The sequence below is a fragment of the Paenibacillus sp. yr247 genome, from assembly GCF_900103825.1.
GTDB lineage: Bacteria > Bacillota > Bacilli > Paenibacillales > NBRC-103111 > Paenibacillus_E.
Genome location: NZ_FNIF01000017.1, coordinates 45,653 through 64,684, shown reverse-complemented (window position 1 = coordinate 64,684; position 19,032 = coordinate 45,653). Strand labels below are relative to the sequence as shown.

General features: G+C 47.2%; 18 protein-coding genes. 14 read left to right on the top strand and 4 right to left on the bottom strand.

The annotated features are described in order from the left end of the window. The first annotated feature begins 26 nt into the window (after window positions 1-26). From purM to purD, 4 genes are all read left to right on the top strand, one after another. The gene (gene purM / locus BLT91_RS21840) at window positions 27-1,067 is read left to right on the top strand and encodes a phosphoribosylformylglycinamidine cyclo-ligase (RefSeq protein WP_090824893.1); all 1,041 of its coding nucleotides are present in this window, start codon (window positions 27-29) and stop codon (window positions 1,065-1,067) included. After that, window positions 1,067-1,678 carry a phosphoribosylglycinamide formyltransferase gene (purN, locus tag BLT91_RS21835; RefSeq protein ID WP_090824891.1) on the top strand — a complete coding sequence of 204 codons (612 nt, stop codon included), beginning with the start codon at window positions 1,067-1,069 and terminating at the stop codon, window positions 1,676-1,678. The genes purM and purN overlap by 1 nt, the downstream gene beginning before the upstream one ends. A 664-nt stretch (window positions 1,679-2,342) precedes the next feature. After that, window positions 2,343-3,890 (top strand): bifunctional phosphoribosylaminoimidazolecarboxamide formyltransferase/IMP cyclohydrolase, encoded by a 1,548-nt coding sequence (gene purH / locus BLT91_RS21830; RefSeq protein WP_090824889.1) that lies wholly within the window; start codon window positions 2,343-2,345, stop codon window positions 3,888-3,890. Window positions 3,891-3,959: 69 nt separating this feature from the next. Further along, on the top strand, window positions 3,960-5,219 hold the full coding sequence (purD, locus tag BLT91_RS21825; RefSeq protein WP_090824887.1) for a phosphoribosylamine--glycine ligase: 1,260 nt from the start codon (window positions 3,960-3,962) through the stop codon (window positions 5,217-5,219). Window positions 5,220-5,334: 115 nt separating this feature from the next. Here purD and BLT91_RS33625 read toward each other — a convergent pair whose 3' ends face one another. Beyond that, window positions 5,335-5,460: a hypothetical protein gene (locus BLT91_RS33625; protein WP_302847530.1), complete on the bottom strand. Its 126-nt coding sequence runs from the start codon at window positions 5,458-5,460 to the stop codon at window positions 5,335-5,337. A gap of 156 nt (window positions 5,461-5,616) precedes the next feature. Between BLT91_RS33625 and BLT91_RS21815 the strand changes: the two genes are divergently transcribed. Then, window positions 5,617-6,606, top strand: coding sequence for an N-acetylmuramoyl-L-alanine amidase family protein (locus BLT91_RS21815; RefSeq protein ID WP_141225059.1), 990 nt, complete (start codon window positions 5,617-5,619; stop codon window positions 6,604-6,606). Window positions 6,607-6,731: 125 nt separating this feature from the next. Further along, a complete protein-coding gene (locus BLT91_RS21810) occupies window positions 6,732-7,517 on the top strand; it encodes a DODA-type extradiol aromatic ring-opening family dioxygenase (RefSeq protein ID WP_090824881.1) in 786 nt (261 codons plus the stop codon). A 73-nt stretch (window positions 7,518-7,590) separates the two neighbouring features. Here the strand turns inward: BLT91_RS21810 and BLT91_RS21805 are convergent, their stop codons facing one another. After that, a complete protein-coding gene (locus tag BLT91_RS21805; protein WP_090824879.1) occupies window positions 7,591-8,004 on the bottom strand; it encodes a thiol-disulfide oxidoreductase DCC family protein in 414 nt (137 codons plus the stop codon). Between the two features lie 369 nt (window positions 8,005-8,373). After that, a complete protein-coding gene (locus BLT91_RS30875) occupies window positions 8,374-8,607 on the bottom strand; it encodes a hypothetical protein (protein ID WP_141225058.1) in 234 nt (77 codons plus the stop codon). On the opposite strand from BLT91_RS30875, the gene BLT91_RS21800 reads away from it, so the two are divergent. Then, on the top strand, window positions 8,606-9,505 hold the full coding sequence (locus BLT91_RS21800) for a DUF3048 domain-containing protein (protein WP_141225057.1): 900 nt from the start codon (window positions 8,606-8,608) through the stop codon (window positions 9,503-9,505). The two genes, BLT91_RS30875 and BLT91_RS21800, sit on opposite strands and share 2 nt — an antisense overlap. Window positions 9,506-9,604: 99 nt before the next feature. On the opposite strand, the gene BLT91_RS31845 is transcribed toward BLT91_RS21800, so the two are convergent. Beyond that, complete coding sequence (locus BLT91_RS31845) at window positions 9,605-10,240, bottom strand: aminotransferase (protein ID WP_175532460.1); 636 nt, start codon at window positions 10,238-10,240, stop codon at window positions 9,605-9,607. A gap of 238 nt (window positions 10,241-10,478) precedes the next feature. Here BLT91_RS31845 and BLT91_RS21790 point away from each other — a divergent pair, with 238 nt between their 5' ends. The 7 genes from BLT91_RS21790 to BLT91_RS21760 all read left to right on the top strand — a co-directional run bounded on the left by BLT91_RS21790 (window position 10,479) and on the right by BLT91_RS21760 (window position 19,018). Beyond that, on the top strand, window positions 10,479-10,769 hold the full coding sequence (locus BLT91_RS21790; protein WP_090824873.1) for a YerC/YecD family TrpR-related protein: 291 nt from the start codon (window positions 10,479-10,481) through the stop codon (window positions 10,767-10,769). Window positions 10,770-10,915: 146 nt separating this feature from the next. Beyond that, window positions 10,916-11,722, top strand: coding sequence for a sirohydrochlorin chelatase (locus BLT91_RS21785; RefSeq protein WP_090824871.1), 807 nt, complete (start codon window positions 10,916-10,918; stop codon window positions 11,720-11,722). Further along, a complete protein-coding gene (locus BLT91_RS21780) occupies window positions 11,701-12,669 on the top strand; it encodes a diacylglycerol kinase (RefSeq protein ID WP_090824870.1) in 969 nt (322 codons plus the stop codon). The genes BLT91_RS21785 and BLT91_RS21780 overlap by 22 nt, the downstream gene beginning before the upstream one ends. Window positions 12,670-12,846: 177 nt before the next feature. After that, entirely contained in the window at window positions 12,847-14,274 is a 1,428-nt protein-coding gene (rlmD, locus tag BLT91_RS21775; RefSeq protein ID WP_254777060.1) for a 23S rRNA (uracil(1939)-C(5))-methyltransferase RlmD, read from the top strand. A gap of 97 nt (window positions 14,275-14,371) precedes the next feature. Further along, complete coding sequence (locus BLT91_RS21770; RefSeq protein ID WP_090824867.1) at window positions 14,372-14,683, top strand: reverse transcriptase domain-containing protein; 312 nt, start codon at window positions 14,372-14,374, stop codon at window positions 14,681-14,683. 1,328 nt (window positions 14,684-16,011) lie between these two features. Beyond that, a complete protein-coding gene (locus tag BLT91_RS21765; protein ID WP_090824864.1) occupies window positions 16,012-18,051 on the top strand; it encodes a hypothetical protein in 2,040 nt (679 codons plus the stop codon). Beyond that, a complete protein-coding gene (locus BLT91_RS21760) occupies window positions 18,044-19,018 on the top strand; it encodes a hypothetical protein (RefSeq protein WP_090824862.1) in 975 nt (324 codons plus the stop codon). The genes BLT91_RS21765 and BLT91_RS21760 overlap by 8 nt, the downstream gene beginning before the upstream one ends. Window positions 19,019-19,032: the final 14 nt, after the last annotated feature.

Sequence of the window (19,032 nt, the reverse complement as noted above, 5' to 3'; positions counted from 1 at the left end):
AGACAAAACTAAGGAGTGGAAGCGAAGTGTCGGATGCTTACAAAAAGGCTGGAGTCGATATCGCGGCAGGGAACGAAGCAGTAGAACGGATGAAAAAGCACGTCAAACGGACATTCCGTCCTGAAGTGTTAACTGACCTCGGTGGCTTCGGCGGGCTGTTCAGCTTGAACAAAGACAAATACGAGGAGCCTGTTCTCGTATCTGGTACGGACGGCGTGGGCACGAAACTGAAGATCGCTTTTGCCATGGATAAGCATGATACGATTGGGATCGATGCTGTCGCGATGTGCGTGAATGATATTATCGTTCAAGGCGCGGAGCCGCTGTTTTTCCTCGACTATCTCGCTTGTGACAAAGTAGTTCCAGAGAAAATTGAAGCTATCGTTAAAGGGATCGCTGACGGTTGTGCGCAGTCTGGCTGCTCACTAATCGGTGGTGAAACGGCGGAAATGCCGGGCATGTATGCGTCAGGGGAGTATGACATTGCCGGCTTTACGGTTGGAATCGTCGACAAGAAAAAAATAATCGACGGTACAACGATCCGTCCTGGAGACGTGGTTTTAGGTCTAGCATCAAGCGGTGTGCACAGTAACGGGTTTTCTCTTGTGCGTAAGCTTTTGCTGGAAGATGGCGGTTATACGCTTCAAGGGCATGTGGAAGAACTGGGCGATAAGCTCGGTAATGTGCTGCTGGAGCCAACTAAGCTTTATGTGAAGCCAGTTCTGGCGATGCTGGAAGACGTTGCTATTAAAGGTATGGCACACATTACAGGCGGCGGCTTTATCGAAAATATTCCGCGCGTTCTGCCTGAAGGCGTGAACGTCGAAATCCAATATGGATCGTGGCCGATTCTTCCGATCTTTGGGTTGATGCAGCGTGAGGGCGGCATTTCGAACAACGATATGTTCCGCACGTTCAACATGGGGATCGGGATGGTTATTATCGTGGGAGCGGACGATGCTGAGAAGGCGATTGCAGCAGCCGAAGCGCAAGGCGAGCAAGCCTACCGTTTGGGTGTTGTTACCGAAGGTGAGCGTGTGGTGAAGTTCCAAGGAGCTGAGGTGTAATGGAGCCTTATCGAATAGCGATTTTTGCTTCGGGCAGCGGCTCGAATTTCCAGGCCATCTTGGATCAGTTACAAAAGGGGAAGCTTGATGTCCGCATCGAGCTTCTTGTCTGTGACCGTCCTGAGGCTATTGTGGTGGAGCGTGCTAAGGAAGCAAAGGTGCCTGTGTTCGCCTTCCGTCCACGGGAATATGCAAATCGAGAGGCCTATGAGGCTCTTATTCTGAAGGAGCTTCAGGATCGTCAGGTAGATCTGGTCGTGATGGCCGGCTATATGCGCATCATTACAAATGTGCTTGTTGAGCCGTACTTCGGGCGTATGATCAACGTTCATCCATCGCTTCTGCCGTCATTCCCGGGAGTGCGCGCGATCGAGCAAGCCGTCGAGTACGGCGTGAAGCAAACCGGCGTCACCGTTCACTTCGTGGACGGCGGGCTGGACACAGGACCGATCATCGCGCAGCGCGCCGTGGAGATCCACGAGCACGAGACCGCGGAATCGCTCACAGAACGGATTCATGCGGCCGAGCACGTGCTGCTGCCGCAGGTGATTCGCTGGCTGCGCGAGGATCGCGTGATCTTGGATGGCCGCAGGATTAGCGTGCGGCTGTAGGATGTGGGGCTGGCTTTTTGCGGTGTCTGCGTACCTCTGCATGAGCTTGTTAGTCATATGTCTTGGTGCTGTAACGCCTGATTGAGATCCTCTGTGGATAACTCCTATATACGAGCATTTAACAAATTACAATACTAACTGATGCGGTTAACTGGGATGAATGCCTAACCTGCTGATCATGAACAAATGTATGCTCCCCAAGGTGACTTGAGCCGTTAGTGATGGCCACTTTAAGGATGTTTTTTAACAACAACATGCAAAAAGTGCAGCAAATCATAGATTATTTTTGATTTTGAGTAACAATCATGTATTTTATACATCAAAAATTCGCAATTTTACCCAAAGTAGGTCATATTCGCCGATTTAGATTTACTTTTTGCAGGATTTCTCCTAAAAACGCCGATTTTGGCTGGATTTGCTGTACTTTTTACATCAACGCTTGATGGATTTGCTAGGCACTTGAGTAGCTAATGTTTGATATCACTTAAAGTAGCTGATCTAGGCCATTTGCGTGAGCTTGGTCGGGGTTAAGGATGGTTTTCATCGCTAAGTTGGGCTAAGCGGAAGAATTAGCTACTTTAAGGATGTTCTACAGTGTTACAGTGGCGGTAATAAGTCATTTAGAATTTTTAACATACAAATCAATTTTCTGGGAGGAAGCATAGTGGCAATCAAAAGAGCACTGATCAGCGTGTCCGACAAGACGGGTATCGTTGAATTCGCGAGCGAGCTGGCGAAGCTGGGCGTTGAGATCATTTCTACTGGCGGTACGCAAAGTTTGTTGAAGGATAAAGGGGTGCCGGTTATCGGTATTTCCGAGGTTACTGGGTTCCCTGAGATCATGGACGGCCGCGTCAAAACGCTGCATCCAGCGGTTCACAGCGGTCTGCTGGCGGTTCGTGACAACGAAGAGCACCAAGCGAGCATGAAGAAGCTCGGCCTGGATTATATTGATCTGGTTGTCGTGAATTTGTATCCTTTTGCCGCAACGATTGCGAAGCCTAATGTGTCTTACGAGGAAGCGATTGAGAACATTGATATCGGTGGACCGACGATGCTTCGTTCAGCAGCAAAAAATCATGCGTTCGTGTCCGTTATTGTGGATGCAGGCGATTATGCGAAGGTGCTGGAAGAAGTTCAAGAGACCGGAGATACGACGCTGGAAACGCGCAAACGTCTTGCGGCCAAAGTGTTCCGCCATACGGGTTCTTATGATGCTTTGATTGCTGATTACTTGTCCAAACAGATGGGTGAGCCTTACCCAGAGCGTTATACGGTTACTTATGAGAAAATGCAGGAGCTTCGCTACGGAGAGAACCCGCATCAAAGCGCGGCTTTCTATCGTAAGCCAAATGCGGCTGCTGGCAACATCACGACAGCTGAGCAGCTGCATGGGAAAGAATTATCGTACAATAATATTAATGACGCTAATACTGCGCTTCAGATTGTCAAAGAGTTCAGCGAGCCGGCAGTTGTAGCCGTTAAGCACATGAATCCTTGCGGCGTAGGTATCGGAACGAACGTCCTTGAGGCTTATCAAAAGGCGTATGCCGCTGACCCTACTTCCATCTTTGGCGGTATCGTTGCTGCGAACCGCGCGGTTGATGAAGCGACAGCTCAATTGCTGCATGAGATTTTCCTGGAAATCGTCATTGCACCTGATTTTACACCGGAAGCTCTAGATATTTTGTCCAAAAAGAAAAACATTCGCCTACTCAAAGTAAGCGGCTTAGATACAGCAGCTGGACGCAAAGCGGAGCCAGTGGTTACAACAGTTGAAGGCGGCATGCTTGTTCAAGATAGCGATGCTTACCAGCTCACTGAAGCTGATCTGAAGGTGGTTACCGAGCGCCAGCCGACGGCAGAAGAGATGAAACAACTTCTTTTCGCATGGAAAGTAGTTAAGCACGTTAAATCTAACGCGATCGTACTCGTTGCAGACGATATGACGGTTGGCGTAGGCGCTGGTCAAATGAACCGTGTTGGCGCAGCGAAAATCGCTATCGAGCAAGCGGGCGACAAGGCAAAAGGCGCTGTCCTTTCCTCTGATGCTTTCTTCCCAATGGGCGACACGCTCGAAATGGCTGCAAAAGCAGGAATCACAGCTGTAATTCAACCAGGCGGCTCCATTAAAGACGAAGAATCTATCCGTGCAGCGAACGAAAATGGCATTGCCATGGTCATGACAGGCGTTCGTCACTTTAAACACTAAAACAATTGAGAATGCTCACGATCGATTTCCGGACCGTGGGCATTCCCCATGAGAGGGGTTGCCAAGGCGATGCGTGTATTAGTAATTGGACGAGGCGGGCGCGAGCATGCGATTGTGTGGGCTTTGAGCAAAAGTCCGAAGATCAGCAAACTGTTTTGTGCACCGGGGAACGGCGGGATTGCCGGCTTGGCGGAATGTGTACCGATTACGGAATTGCAATTCGAGGAGATCAGTACATTTGCCAAGGAACAGGCGATTGACCTCGTTATGGTAGCTCCTGACGATCCGCTTGCAGCGGGTTTGGTTGACCATTTGGAGTCGAAGGGTATCGAGGCTTTCGGACCGCGCGCAAATGCGGCGATTATCGAAGGCAGCAAAGTTTTCATGAAGGAGCTTTTGAAGAAATACAGCATTCCAACGGCAGCTTATGAGTCATTCGACGCTTATGAGCCAGCGCTTGCTTACTTGCGGAGCCAATCGGCGCCAATCGTTATTAAAGCTGACGGCTTGGCTGCTGGCAAGGGTGTTACCGTTGCGCAAACCATGGAGGAAGCAGAAGCAGCGCTTCGCGATATTATGGTGGATCAAGTGTTTGGCAAGTCCGGCGCTAGCGTGGTGATTGAGGAGTTCCTTACAGGGCAAGAGATGTCCTTGCTAGCTTTTGTGGATGGCTCCACGGTACGCCTCATGGTACCTTCGCAGGATCATAAGCCAGTTTATGATAATGATAAAGGGCCGAATACCGGCGGAATGGGTACGTATTCACCGCTGCCGCATATCCCAGAATCAATCGTACAAGAAGCTCTTGTTAAAATCGTTCAACCTACAGCGGATGCGATGGTAAAAGAAGGCCGACCGTTCAAGGGCGTGCTGTATGCTGGGTTGATTTTGACCCCGAATGGCGTAAAAACAATTGAGTTCAATGCTCGTTTCGGCGATCCTGAGACGCAGGTCATTTTGCCCCGCCTCAAAACGGACCTTCTTGATATTTTCCTTGCGATCAACAACGGAACGCTGGCAGAGCAGCCAATCGAGTGGAGCGAAGAAGCGGCGGTTTGCGTCATTGTAGCTTCTGGCGGTTATCCGGGACCTTATCCGAAAGGCTTGCCGATTACGGGTCTGAATCGAGTCCAAGATTCCCTTGTGTTCCACGCTGGAACTGCGCTGGAGAATGGGCAGATTGTCACAAATGGCGGACGTGTTCTGGGTATCACGGGCCTTGGCAAGGATATTATTGAAGCTCGTCAGAAAGCTTATGCGGATGCGGATCGGATTCATTTCGAAGGGAAGCATTACCGTACGGATATTGCGATGAAGGCTTTGAAATAGTTTTGAAAATAAAAAACACAGCCTTTTCATTGCATGAAGGGGGCTGTGTTTTTTGGCGAGTAACTGGGATACTTTTTGAAATACTGCTAACGATAGATTTGTCTCATTAAACGAGTTATTCACTTCCGCCGCGAATATACTTGTCCTTATTTTTGTATACATACCAGACGGCTATGATCACACCAATAACGAGTGCTATCGATAACCAATGCTGAGAAATAAAGTGCCAGAGGTTGTTCATGTGAATGCCTCCTTGAGTTTTCCTTTGGGATAGTTTTGGCAGTAGGCGACGGATTCATGCATAAGGAGCTTGGCTGCAGGAGTTTCCAAGTGACTAAGCGAATGCAGCAGGAAAATAAGAAGGTGATTCTTCAAGAGATAGATAGGGGAGAGCAGCGTGAATTCAGCAAAAAACTGGAAGCAGCGGATGGCTTTCATCAGCGTTGCACTATTGATGGGGTGCCTGCTAATTGCTGTTGGTTATTATAGTCTGAACATCTTCGTCCCGCAGGGAGTGGCTAGTACTGAGGCTTTGGCTGTCGGGACTCATATGGCTGCGAATGCTTCCATTGAAGAAGGAGCCAAGCCGGAGGAATCACCGGCTGCTGCCAAGGATGTTTTGCCCGCAGCCGTGAATTCGGAACAAGCGACAAGTACCGCCATCATGCAGACTATCCTAGCGGAGAGTCCTGCCGCCAAGCAACAACTACTGAAGCCAACATCAGAGCCTGTGGCTTCCACGGCTAAGCCAAGCACTGGCAGGCTTGTCATGCTGGATCCGGGACATCAGCGCTACGGCAATAACGCACCAGAACCAGTAGGACCGGAGACAAGGGAAACGAAACCGAAGGTCAGCTCCGGCACAGTTGGCGTACGGACGAAAAAACCGGAATATGTGCTAAATCTGGAAGTCTCCCTGTTGATCAAGGCTGAGCTGGTTAGCCGAGGCATAGAGGTGGCGATGACCCGTGAGTCAAACGAGGTCGATATCAGCAACAAGCAGCGCGCGGATATGGCGAATGAAGCTGGAGCAGCTTTAGCTGTTCGCATTCATGCGGATGGCGATAGTTCACCGAAGACCAAAGGGTTTTCGGTGCTGTATCCGTCAGCTTCTTTTGCAGCGGTAAAGCCCATTGCAGCAGAAAGCCATCAAGCAGCTGGCTTTATTCTAGAGCATCTTAAGAGGGCAACTAACACCGCAGGAAGAGGACTATCAGCGCGCAGCGACTTATCAGGGTTCAACTGGTCCAAAGTACCCGTCGTGTTGGTCGAGCTTGGCTTCATGACCAATCCGGAAGAGGACGAGTTGATGTCCGAAGCGGAATACCAGAAGAAGTTGGCCGTAGGCATCGCCGACGGAATTGAGCAGTTTTTGAAAAGCCGATGAGAGAGAGTGGGCTCACTATATCTCTAATAAACCGCCCCCACCCAGGGCGGTTTTATTTACGCCGATAAGAGAATAATGTAGTATATTGGTAAAAAGTTACCATTTAGCGAGAAGGGGGTTTTGCCATGCTGCCTACATTTTTCATTGCCCATGGTACACCAAGTTTGGTGATCGAGCAGCATGCTTACACCGAGTTTTTGCAGAAGCTGGCTAAGAGCATTCCCACACCCAAAGCCATCGTGCTGTTCAGCGCGCATTGGGAAAGTCCCGTACAGACAATTAGTTCAGCGATTCATCCGGAAATGATCTATGATTTCTCGGGCTTTTCGGAAGAGCTTTATGCCATTAAGTATCCAGCTAGAGGGGATTTAACGCTAAGTTTACATATCGAGCAGTTGTTTCAAGATGAAGGTATTCGTTGTGAACTCGATGATGAGCGAGGCCTGGATCACGGGGTATGGGCGCCCCTGCATATTATGTATCCGGATGCACAGATTCCAGTGGTGGCGCTCTCTGTGAATCCGCGTCTGACGGCGGAAGAGCACTATCGCATTGGTGCCGCTTTAGGCCCGTTGCGGGATGAGGATGTCCTGATCCTCGGCAGCGGAGGGACGGTTCACAATGTAAGGAGATTGGATCGGAATAATCCGGTGCCGCAGGTATGGGCCGTGGAGTTCGATGAGTGGTTGGCGGAGCAGCTGGAGACGTGGAATTTGGAGGCGCTGCTTCGGTATGATGAAAGAGCGCCTAACGTGCGTGTGGCGGTTCCGACGCCGGAGCATTTTGTGCCTTTGCTGCTGGCGCTTGGTGCGGCTGACGGGGCGCGAAGAGCGAAGCTGCTGCATCATAGCTTTCAAATGAGTACGCTCAGCTTATGCTGTTGGATGTTTGGAGGGATAAAGAAATCGTAGCCATCAGAACCCGAGTAAAGGGGGGAAATGAATGCGATTACGACTAAGCAAACCCGCAAATCCCCGCCGATCTCTAATCTAGAAATCGCTGCTTGAACTCAGGCTTTGGCAGCATGCAGTGCTCGGTTTTGCCAAACCAGCGATAGCGGTTGCGCGCCACGAAAGCATAACCCAGATTCCTCAGCGGAGCGGGAATAAGGATGGCCGCATACGCCATGGGCCAAGCGCCACGCAAACGCCGGGCAATGCGCAGCGCCGCAGTTGAACGGGTATAGGAGCGGCCGCCCTCGATCAGAACAATGGTGCTGATATTGTCCGTAGGTATATTGTGCTGCTCGAGCAGCTTTTGGCCGATATCCGATTGCAAGGAAGCAAAGCGAAAAATCCCTTTGGGGTCGTTCCGCAGGATGAACTGCACGGCTCCGCTGCACAAATTACAGACGCCATCGAACAAAATAATGGCCTTGTCATCGATTGTCATGGTCATGGGATAGCCTCCTTTTTGGGCGAGTAGGAATGATGCTCAGTGCTAAACTTACTTTAAATTTGGGGCTAATCCTAAGCTGTTTCTTTATGATGATGTAAAAAGTACAGCATTTCTCAATGGATAAGCGTATCTAGCCGTAGAACGTGCAAAAAGTGCATCAAAATTAGACGGATTGAGCTAAATCAACGAGTTTGGGGCTAATTTGATGTAAGTTTTGCATCAAAACCCTCTCCACATGGCTGTTCGAGGCTAATTTGATGTATGAATTACATCATCGTGTCTGAATCTCTTTCTACTATACCTAATAACAGTGGCGGGTCCAACTGCCTGTAGTTCGCTTGCACAAAAAGTCTTCTATTTTTCTCATCGCTAGAATATACATTTACTAGAACGAACGATTAAGAGAAGAGGTGCAGCCCTGTTGAAATCATTGCCATTATTCCGTAAAAAAAACCTTAGCGCCTGGCTTGTCCTTGGATGCTCTGTCATAACCATCGCCGGGTGCAGCGATACGCCTGCCTCCTTGCCATCGACCAGCCCGAATGCCGCTGAAGCGACATCTGCCGCCGCAACGCCAGCAACCAAGCCTGTTACTACAGTCATGGACACGGAGCAGCCCTACAAATTTCCGCTAACGGGTTTACCCACCGCCAAAGAAGTGAAGAGCCGGCCCTTCATGGTCATGGTGGAAAATGCTCCGCAAGCCAGGCCCCAAACCGGCCTAGATCAGGCCGACATCGTCTATGAGATTCTCGCAGAGGGCGAGATTACTAGATTCGTCTCGGTCTTCCAAAGCCAAGAGGCGAAGACCATTGGTCCTGTGCGCAGCATCCGCCCATATTTTGTAGAGATCGGCGACGCGCTCGATGCAGTTATCGTCCATGCCGGCTGGAGTCAGGAAGCGATGGATATGATGGCAGGCCGCAAGCTGGCCCATCTCGATGAAGTGTATGGCGATGGCGCCTACTACTGGCGCGCGACCGATCGCAAGGCACCGCACAATCTCTATACCTCTGTGGATAAAATGAAGCAGGGAGCAGAGGCGCGCAAATTCCGCTCCGAATGGAACGGACCGCTGCTCACTTTTGCCAAGGATGGCCACAATAAGCTAACCGGCGCTGCCGTCAACTATATTCAAATTCCGTATATTCAAGGGTATTTCGCTTCTTACGAATACAATGCTGCACAAGGTGTGTACAAGCGTAGTATGGAGGGCAAGCCGCACGTGGATAAAGAAACCGGCAAACAGCTGCAAACCAAAAATCTGCTGGTGCTGGAAAGCAAGCATAAGATTGTGGACAAAGAGGGGCGCCGTGAGGTCGACGTTTTCGGACCTGGTAAAGGTATGATTTTCCAAGAAGGCAAGTCTCAGCAAATTACATGGGAACGCAAGAACGGTATGCTGCGCGCCTATGCGAGCGATGGCAAAGAAGTGCCTCTGCTGCCGGGCAACACATGGGTTCAGATTGTGCCGGAGGGGACAGCGCTTAAAATGGAGTAGCTTCGATAGTCGCCAAGAAGCCGCCCTGCTTGGGTTAAGAGCCAAGACGAGGCGGCTTTCTCGTGCGTTTTTTTGAATTATTTTGACCCTAGGATAATCCTATTTGCGTTTGCGTTTGGTTGGTCCGGATGTTGAACTGCCTTTTCTTCTAGAGGCCGAACTTGATTTCTTACGGCGTTTGGGTTTGGGTTTGAATATTTCCTCCAATTCTTCCGCTGAATTCACCTTTCCTTTACCAATAGATTTAAAAAGTGTTCTAAACATAGGCGCCATTTGTTGAAAAGTGCTGATGAATTTCTGGACCTTGCCCATCGTACCGATGATGCCGTCGATACCACCCATACGCTCAACAAAGCCTGAGATTTGCTTCAGGTTCAATCCGCTCAGCGGGTTAGATGAGGCACCGCCTGCACCACCGCCACCGCCTAAAAGGTTGCTGAGGAAATTCCCTCCTCCTCCGCCACCGGCGCCGCTGGGGTTGCCACCGCCAAAAAGTCCGCCACCACCGCCGCCGCCAAAAAATCCACCGCCAGCATTACTGCTAGGGGCCCCTCCAAATAAATTGCCGCCTCCTTCGAACCCTCCGCCTTGCCCGAAACCCGAGAACGGATTACCGCCTATGCCTGGATATTGGCCGAAGCCGCCATCACCAATTTGCGGAGGTAAAGTCAAGCTTCTTGTATGAACTTCAGGACGATTACCACCATTACCAATGATTTGTCTTTGGTTGCTCACTAGGATTCACGATCCTTTTTATCAGATTTTTCTCCTACAGGATATGTCACTTGCCTACCATTGGTATAGACGAATGTCACGGGTATTGGTTATTTGTTATAATTCAGCTCATTAACGCATAGAAATTTTAACGTTTCGCAAAGCTAAAGGAAGGATTTACTGGTGACATGTCGAATGTTAAAATGGAGCTTACTGATCTTATAAGCTAACATGCATTTCCACTGGGAGTTGACAACGTATGCAATTAAAAAAATTAAATGATAAAGCAATAGACCAGCTTTTTGAAGCTGTACTGACGCTCAAAGATATCGAGGAGTGCTACGTCTTTTTTGACGACTTATGCACAGTGAATGAGATTCAATCGCTTTCCCAGCGTCTAGAGGTTGCTCGCATGCTGCGCAAGGGCTGTACGTATAACCAGATCGAAGCCGAAACAGGCGCATCAACAGCAACCATCTCTCGGGTCAAAAGATGCCTGAATTACGGAAATGACGGCTATGTGCTTACGCTGGATCGTTTAGACCGTTAAATGGTTTGTTCTCCAATTGTTCAAGATCCTGCATTACTTCGCGTAATGCGGGATTTTTCCTGTTTATCCGAGGTTCAATTGACATGTGGGAACACATTCGTTAGCATAGGATTAGAGGCTTGGTTAGAACGGGTGGGGAAAACACAATGAGCCATTATGGTGTGCTGGTCATAAGCCATGGATCTCGGGATGAAGGCTGGGTTCAGCTGGTTGATGATGCCGTTTCTGCTGTCCGAATGCCGAAGGATGTTCCCATTTACGCTTCCTATCTAGAGTTGGTGGAAGGCCGATTAATTCAAGATGGCATCTACAGCTTAGAGGCGCAAGGCGTGACGGATATGATCGTCGTTCCCCTGTTCGTGTCCTCTGGGAGTACACATATTGATGAAATCAGCTACGCCTTAGGTGTGATTGAACAGCCCATACTGGAGACGGATCTGGAACCCTTTGATATCAAGGCGCGCATTCATTTCACATCGCCAATTGATGACGATCCTGTTATTGCTGAGATTATATATGACAAAATCAAAGAGCTGTCCGCATCGCCAAGTCAGGAAATCGTCCTGCTAGTCGGTCACGGAAGCAAGGAGAAGGGCTTCCATCTCAAGTGGCGCAAAGGTTTAGAGCAGCTCGCAGAGCGGTTGAAAGCGTTAGGCGGCTACGACGAGGCGGATGTCGCTATGCTTTTGCCAGATCAAGTGAAACGGAAGATGACATGGTGGGCCCGGAAGAAGCCTAAGCATACAGTAGTCGTTGCGCCGCTTTTTCTAAGTGAGGGCTATTTCACGAATAAGGTTATCCCTTCTCGCATGGAGGGGTTCGCATATAAGTACAATGGACAGGCGCTGCTGCCTAGTCCGCTAATTTCCAAATGGATCGAGAAGCAGATAGCTTCAGAAATCTCAGAAGGCGAAACAGGTGATGAGACGCAATGGTCAAAAGAGCAAGACTGATCTATAATCCGACTTCTGGCCGGGAAGAAATGAAAAAGCGTTTGCCAGAAATACTTCAGCGCCTAGAGCGCGGCGGTTTCGAAACATCCGCTCACGCTACGATCGGTGAAGGGGATGCCATACTAGCGGCGTCTGAGGCCGTCAGACGAGGCTTCGATCTCATCATAGCCGCAGGCGGAGACGGCACCTTGTGTGAAGTGGTCAACGGTATGGCGGAAAAAGAGGGCCGACCGCCTCTTGGTATTCTACCGCTGGGGACGACGAACGATTTTGCTCGTGCACTTGGCATACCTAAGAATTTGGAGCAGGCCTGCGACCTGATCGTTCAGCAGTACACAACGGACATCGATGTAGGCAAAATTAACAACCGATACTTCATTAATATCGCCGGCGGAGGCTCGATGACCGAGCTGACCTACGAAGTTCCCAGCAAGCTCAAGACGATAATCGGCCAGCTGGCCTATTATATGAAGGGACTGGAGAAGCTGCCTAGGCTGAAGCCGATTGAGCTGTATGTCAAAGCAGGCGAGTTTGAATTTCATGATGAAGTCATGATGTTCCTCGTCGGCAACTCCAACTCCGTCGGCGGATTTGAGAAGCTGGCTCCGGACGCGAGTATGAATGATGGATTGTTCGACGTGCTGATCTTGCGCAAGTGTAATCTTGCAGAGTTTATCAGAGTTGTTACACTCGCTCTGCGCGGCGAGCATCTGAGCGATCCGAACCTAATTTATTTCCAGACGAATCATATTGAGATCAATTCGCCGGACTACGTCCAGTTGAATTTGGATGGGGAGTTCGGGGGCACGCTGCCTTGTGTCATGACGAATCTGAAGAGTCATTTGCAGGTTATTGTGGATCAATCGGGACAGTCGATTTATAAGAAGACGTTTTTGAATACCTTGACCACGCCTTTTAGAGTGAATGGGAATGAGGAGAATGAGTAGGGACGAATTAAATCTTTCCTCCTGCGTGCCGCGCCAAATCTAGTGAGCAATTGTTTAATTTTAGTTATTTATTAAAGTGAGGGTCATATGAGAGCAAAAGGTAGTTCTGGCTCAGTGTCAGGTAAACATAAAGATCGTAAAGCTGGGAAGTCCGTCGCGAAGGCAGCGCCGGCTTGGATGGCTGATCTGCCGGTACAGATCGGGCAGCAATATGAGGCTGAGATTATTGGGATCAGCCATGATGGCGAAGGGGTAGGCCGTGTGAACGGCTTTACCCTTTTTGTTGCTGGTGCGCTGCCTGGTGAGCGTGCGCTTGTGCGGGTGGAGCATCTGAAGAAACAGTATGGGCATGCGGGTTTGGTGCAATTGTTGGAGGAGAGCACGGACCGGGTTAAGCCGGATTGTGGGATATATGAGGAGTGCGGCGGCTGTCAGCTGCAGCATCTTAGCTATGAGGCGCAGCTTCGCGTGAAGCGCCAGCAGGTGGTGGATAATTTGCAGCGGATTGGGAAGCTGCAGGTTGCGGGGGAACCAATACTAGGTCGATTGGATGCTGCGACTAGTGAGGAGGGCATTGTTGTCCATCCCACGCTGGGGATGACCGATCCGTGGCGGTATCGGAACAAGGCTCAGGTTCCTTTTGGTGAAGAGCAGGGTGGACTCATCGGTGGATTCTACGCACAGGGTAGTCATCGCATCATCAATATGGATGAGTGTTTGATTCAACATGAGTCGAACGACGAAGTCGTTGCTCGAGTGAAAGAGATCGGCGCGCGTCTTGGTATTCGCGCTTATGATGAAGAGCGTAATGCCGGACTGCTGCGCCACGTCGTCGTCAAAGTCGGCTTCCGCACGGGAGAGATCATGGTCGTGCTCGTGACCAACGGCACCGAGATTCCTCGTGTTGCCGAGTGGGTCGCTGGCATTCGTGCCGCGCTGCCCGGCGTGAAGAGCATTTGCCATAACATTAATGTGAAGCAGACGAATGTTATTTTTGGGGATGAGACTCGCGTCCTGTGGGGCAGCGAAGTCATCTATGACTATATCGGCGATGTGAAATTTGCAATTTCCGCGCGATCCTTCTTTCAAGTGAACCCCGTACAAACACAAGTGTTGTATGGGAAGGCACTTGAGTACGCCGCGCTGACCGGCGATGAAGTTGTGATCGATGCCTATTGCGGCATCGGTACGATTTCCCTTTTCCTCGCCCAGAAGGCGGGACAGGTATATGGAGTCGAGATCGTCGAGGAGGCGATCTCGGATGCACGGAAGAATGCCGAGTTAAACGGCATGTCGAACGTGCACTTCGAGGCAGGCCCAGCGGAAGTGGTCCTCCCCGAGTGGACACGTCAGGGCGTTCGTCCCGACGTGATCGTGGTGGACCCGCCGCGCAAGGGCTGCGACCCGGCGCTGCTGACGACGATCCTCGAGCTGCAGCCGCGACGCGTCGTCTACGTGTCGTGCAGCGCATCGACACTCGCGCGCGACTTGCGCGTGCTGGTTGACGGCGGTTATACCGTCGTCGAGGTGACGCCTGTGGATATGTTTCCGCATACGGTGCATGTGGAGTGCTCAGTGTTACTAAAATGGAAGGGGCAGGAATAATCCTAAGCCCTTGTTGCTCCAATGCCCTAACGGATTGAGGACTGGAAATATTGTAGTGTATTGCTTTGATTGAACCGTCTTCGTTTACTTCAATCTTTTGTATGAGTCTGCTTATGGATTTGTGAAAGGAAGAAATATTAAAGATAATGCTTTAATACACACGAAGAATAAATTAGTTCTTAACATAGATATTAATAACTTTTTTCCTAGTATTAAATTTGAGCATGTATTCTATATGTTCTACGATCATGGCTATACCAAAGAACTATCATATTCTTTAGCTGCATTGACTACATTCAATGGTGCTCTACCTCAGGGGGCGCCTTCCAGCCCCTCTATCGAAAATATTATTTGTAAAAGAGTGGATAAGAGGTTATTGGCTCTTGCAGTAAAGATGAATGCGGACTAATAAAAAACGACTTGAACAACATATTTATTATTGCAAAAAATTTGGTGTTTATAGTCACTTGAAAAAAATGAGTCTGAAAGCAAATCATATTTTAAAGAATACCTATATGGTATGGCTAATTTCATAAAAATGTTAGAACCAGATGAAGGTATGGAATTCTTGAAAAAACTTGATGAGATTAATTGGGGGAATTGAGATTCCCCTTTTTGTAATTTACGTTTACTGTGCTTTAAGTTGATTGAATAGATCCAATATATTTCTAGAGCAAACACTATTCCTTCTGACATAATCGTGTTTTGTTTTCACTGTATACTTGGAATGGGAATAACGGAGGAGATGTTAATGTGGATTGTCCCTTCTCGTCATCGAGAGGGCTTTTTTTCGTTTTAACTCGGTAGTGGGAGCAGGATTCGTAAGGATAGTTAGGGCTAGTTAACATCCAGAAGACTGTTTGTGTTTGCTGTATATATATGGAATTTCACAGCTATTCGTCAATTAGAAGTAAAAATTGAACGAAACGAGCAAACAAATTCCAGTATATGGTACAATGATGTTGGGTCAATATGCTTATGAAAGATTGATTTTTATTTATTGTGTGGGGGTTAAAAAGAAATGGGGATAAGAACAATTGTCTTGTGGAGTTAGGTGACACTCTTGAGTTCCTAAATTACTATGGGAAAAACTTAGATGCTTCAGACGTTGTTAAAAGCGGCATTGAAGCCAAGTGGCATACAGATCGAGCTTTTGACAATTGTCGGAGGCTTACGCTTGCAATAATGGGAAGAATCTAAGCAAGGAGTATCTTGGGAAACTTGCTGGATCGTTCATTAGTAGAGGAGGCGAAAATGGTCTACCATTTTTGGATCCAGCATAGGATCTCCCAAGAGCAGGTGAGATCAGCTGTAGTTGGTCATCAATGTTTCAATCTTACTTGATTTGCTTAAATGGAAAAAGCCTACAGAAGATGCAGTATCAAATCTGGGGGAACGACCCCGATTTTGATTCGCCGGATGCCAATATGGCGGTTGAGGAAGTCGGATGTTTCCGGGAAAGCGAAATAGTATAGCAACTTAAGGGCCTTCAGAATTTTTTTAGTGGATATCGTTCAGGGAATATTATTAGCGGACTAATAGGCATAAATGATAGTTTTGAACAGTTGTGTTAATTGGGCACTGCACATTGGATTGAAGAGTTTATAGAATAACGGAAAAATACAGTTTTTATTTGGGGACAACCTGTTATATACATTGTGTATATAACAGGTTGTTATCCACTATTTGTCGTATTGTGTAAAAAGAACTGTCGTATCAATACAAGGGGTGCTTTAAATGTCATACATACATTGGAATAAACTGATAGCTAAACATTTTTTTTATCCCGAAATGGCAGGCCGTGATGTTCTTTTGTTTGTGGATGAACATCTTATTAACGAACTGGGAAAGAGTTTAGGGCAAGACATGCAGGGGTTTATTTCATCTGTTATTGAGGGACCATTTAAGGTCAAATCTGATCCAAGCCTCAGCGTTTGTCAAAAAGCTCTAAGGGTATACGAAAATTGGCGGGATAATGACTTAAAATATCCTCCTTATCTTGCTTATTTAGCACTTTTTGTTCTTGCTGGATGTATAGATGACGGTTACTACTCTCCCATTGCTTACTATCCTAAATTACGTAAATTGCTTGGTGAAGAGGAAGTTCTTGGACAATACCCAAGATTTGATGAAATGTATCGCATATGGCAGGACTTGGAGAAGTGGACTAAAGAGGACAAATTTGAAGAGTTCGGGCGTTTTACCGTGAAAACAAGGGGAAGATGGAGGCATGTTGGCTTGCCGTTATCCCAGTCCGTATTATCTGCAAAAGAAAAACGCTCACTTCCATTGCTTTTTCATAAAGGAGGGCTTATCCCAACAAGCCCACCTTATTATAATCAATTAAAAAACATGTTAATTGAACATGGACAAAACAACCTCTCGAGGAAAACATTAAGACTTCTGTATGGGGAAGAGGAGAACAAGGAATTATTAATGGCTTTACTGGATTATGTAAGGGATGAACTTATTCATTGGGATGGTTCTTTGCCAGAAGAGACAATGGAAGGTTCCGTTTTGGTTCGTTCTACAGCTATGCTATGTCTAGATCTCGATAAAATCAAGAAAAAAGCTAGGTTTAGCTTGCGTGTAAAGGCGAATAATCCTTTCCCAGATGAATCTTTGCGGTTAGGTATGAGAGGGAAGACGGGGGCTTTTACATGCAAGGACAGCATTCAAAATTGGTCAACTGAAATAAAGGATGATCAAAACCATTCGATTAACATTAAGCATTTCGACTTTAGGTATACTGTTTTTCTTGATGATTCGGAAAACGGATGGAGTGTCAAGTTCCCGGGCAATACAGTTCGCATATTCACACGTGGTCAAAAATTAGGTTTGCCTAATGCATTTGTTGAAATTCATCAATTGGAGCGAGGATCACAATTTCTGTTACTGTGCCATCAATCCGTTATAGATGAAATAGCAAAATGGGGAAAGCAAGCATGTGCTGATTTTGGGCCAATAGTATACGGTGGGCTTCCAACAGATTGGTCATTGTTTCAAGGGGTAAACCCTGAATTGTCTTGTGAAGGTTTTGAAGTTTTGGCCTTATCATCTCAAACAAGTATTAGATTCTTTGGAGGTATTCGATTAGGATATGGCAACACATTTTTAAACTTCAGCCCCCCAAATGTAATTGTCGAAAATCCAGAAGGTAATGTGGTTATGAATATAAATGACTTGGACCTTATTTTTGATCTGGCACGTGATTGTTGGGTGTTACCACAATCACTTCCTACTAATGTACCACTAACTATACAAGTGAAAGGTTTACTAGAAGGCCCAAAAAAAATCGTCTTTAAACTTATCGAGCCTGTAATCAATATTAAAAATTACGAGAGTTACCTTAAGGAGACAAAATTACAAATTGATAGCAATGTTCCCATGGCTATTGGGGGAAATATCTATAATCAAAATGACCGCATCGAAAAATTTGAATTCGATATCCCAATACATCTTTCAAACGAAATTATTTTTATCGGAAAAGGGATTGGTCAAATATGCTACTGGTTACGGAGCTCACAGAAAAAAATAGCTTGGAGCCCTGTTTGGGCTATCGCAAAAGAAGGGCGCAAAAAGTGGAAATTATATTTTTGCGGAATAGAAAGTCTGCAAAGAAGCAAGCCAGGTAATGTAACTGGAAACAGTAAAGAGGTTGAGCAATGGAAGGCAGCGATAAGGGGAATGACAAAGATAATAGAAAAACCTTCTTTTGAATTTGAAGCTTTCAATAAATTATGGGATGACTATTTAGAGGTGTCAAAGAATGGCTAAAGATATATTAGCAGCAATAAGTGCGATAGGCAGAGTGAAACTGGACAAAATGAAGGCTATTTACGATACGCTGATGAGGATTCATATGGGTGATGATGAGGAATATATCCAGCCACTTTCGGATATCCTTCATTGGTTAGAAGCATTAGGGCATTGTGAGATAGACTACAAGTTAAGACAGATACTAGTATGCCCTCCTTCGTTTCTTTTGCTCCCACATCCTGGCATGCCAAAATTCGTATTGGTAGGCGGCAGAGATAAAAAACTCCTCGATCGGCTACAACGTTTCTCAACGGATAGGCCAGACCTTTTTCAGGTATCACTTGAGCCTCACCCAGAAAATGAAAATCCCGTATTTCCTCCAGCAGTTTATGTATTAACTACAAATAAAAATTATATTGTACAACTGGCAGGAAAATTGGGAATCGAATGTAGTATAGATTCACCAGCTGCTTGGAAACTCCTATTATTCTCACCGAGTCTTAGGGATATTAAAGATTCGCTTTTATATTTACAATCTACAGAGCCGAACTGGAAACATAGCTCGTTCTGCCATGAGCGTCTGCGGTTTTCCCAGGATACAAGCACTTCTCCTACTAAGCTAGTAACGTATACTAACCCAATTAACCAGCAGCAAAAAATATGGATATGGAATAATGATACCGCTGCTGAGGTAGATAAAAACTGGGGGAGATACCTCGTCTTAGGCAGGCATAAATGCCAAATCTTGCTTTATGACGAGCGAAAACAAAAAATAGCTGTTCCTATCACCGTTCCACTGCCAAAATATCTAGCGAGGGCAATCGTCCTTTGTTCGGGTGTAGCTCCACGTAAAAAAGAGCTACATCAACAAATAGGTATTTTGAAAAAAGGAATTACGATGTTGATATATGAAAATGTTCCCCGGGGCATGGCCAACCAACTTGGAAGAAAGTTAGGACAAACATTGCAAGAAGCAAATTTATAATGTTGGAGGAAATT

Excerpts from the sequence above, each read along its gene's own strand:
- purN (WP_090824891.1), top strand. The coding sequence starts at position 1,067 with ATGGAGCCTTATCGAATAGCGATTTTTGCTTCGGGCAGCGGCTCGAAT.
- purD (WP_090824887.1), top strand. The coding sequence starts at position 3,960 with ATGCGTGTATTAGTAATTGGACGAGGCGGGCGCGAGCATGCGATTGTG.
- BLT91_RS21760 (WP_090824862.1), top strand. The coding sequence starts at position 18,044 with ATGGCTAAAGATATATTAGCAGCAATAAGTGCGATAGGCAGAGTGAAA.
- BLT91_RS33625 (WP_302847530.1), bottom strand. The coding sequence starts at position 5,460 with ATGAACAACCTCTGGCACTTTATTTCTCAGCATTGGTTATCGATAGCA.
- BLT91_RS21800 (WP_141225057.1), top strand. The coding sequence starts at position 8,606 with ATGGACACGGAGCAGCCCTACAAATTTCCGCTAACGGGTTTACCCACC.
- BLT91_RS21780 (WP_090824870.1), top strand. The coding sequence starts at position 11,701 with ATGGTCAAAAGAGCAAGACTGATCTATAATCCGACTTCTGGCCGGGAA.
- BLT91_RS21790 (WP_090824873.1), top strand. The coding sequence starts at position 10,479 with ATGCAATTAAAAAAATTAAATGATAAAGCAATAGACCAGCTTTTTGAA.
- rlmD (WP_254777060.1), top strand. The coding sequence starts at position 12,847 with ATGGCTGATCTGCCGGTACAGATCGGGCAGCAATATGAGGCTGAGATT.
- BLT91_RS21805 (WP_090824879.1), bottom strand. The coding sequence starts at position 8,004 with ATGACCATGACAATCGATGACAAGGCCATTATTTTGTTCGATGGCGTC.
- BLT91_RS21765 (WP_090824864.1), top strand. The coding sequence starts at position 16,012 with ATGTCATACATACATTGGAATAAACTGATAGCTAAACATTTTTTTTAT.
- BLT91_RS21810 (WP_090824881.1), top strand. The coding sequence starts at position 6,732 with ATGCTGCCTACATTTTTCATTGCCCATGGTACACCAAGTTTGGTGATC.
- BLT91_RS30875 (WP_141225058.1), bottom strand. The coding sequence starts at position 8,607 with ATGACTGTAGTAACAGGCTTGGTTGCTGGCGTTGCGGCGGCAGATGTC.
- BLT91_RS21785 (WP_090824871.1), top strand. The coding sequence starts at position 10,916 with ATGAGCCATTATGGTGTGCTGGTCATAAGCCATGGATCTCGGGATGAA.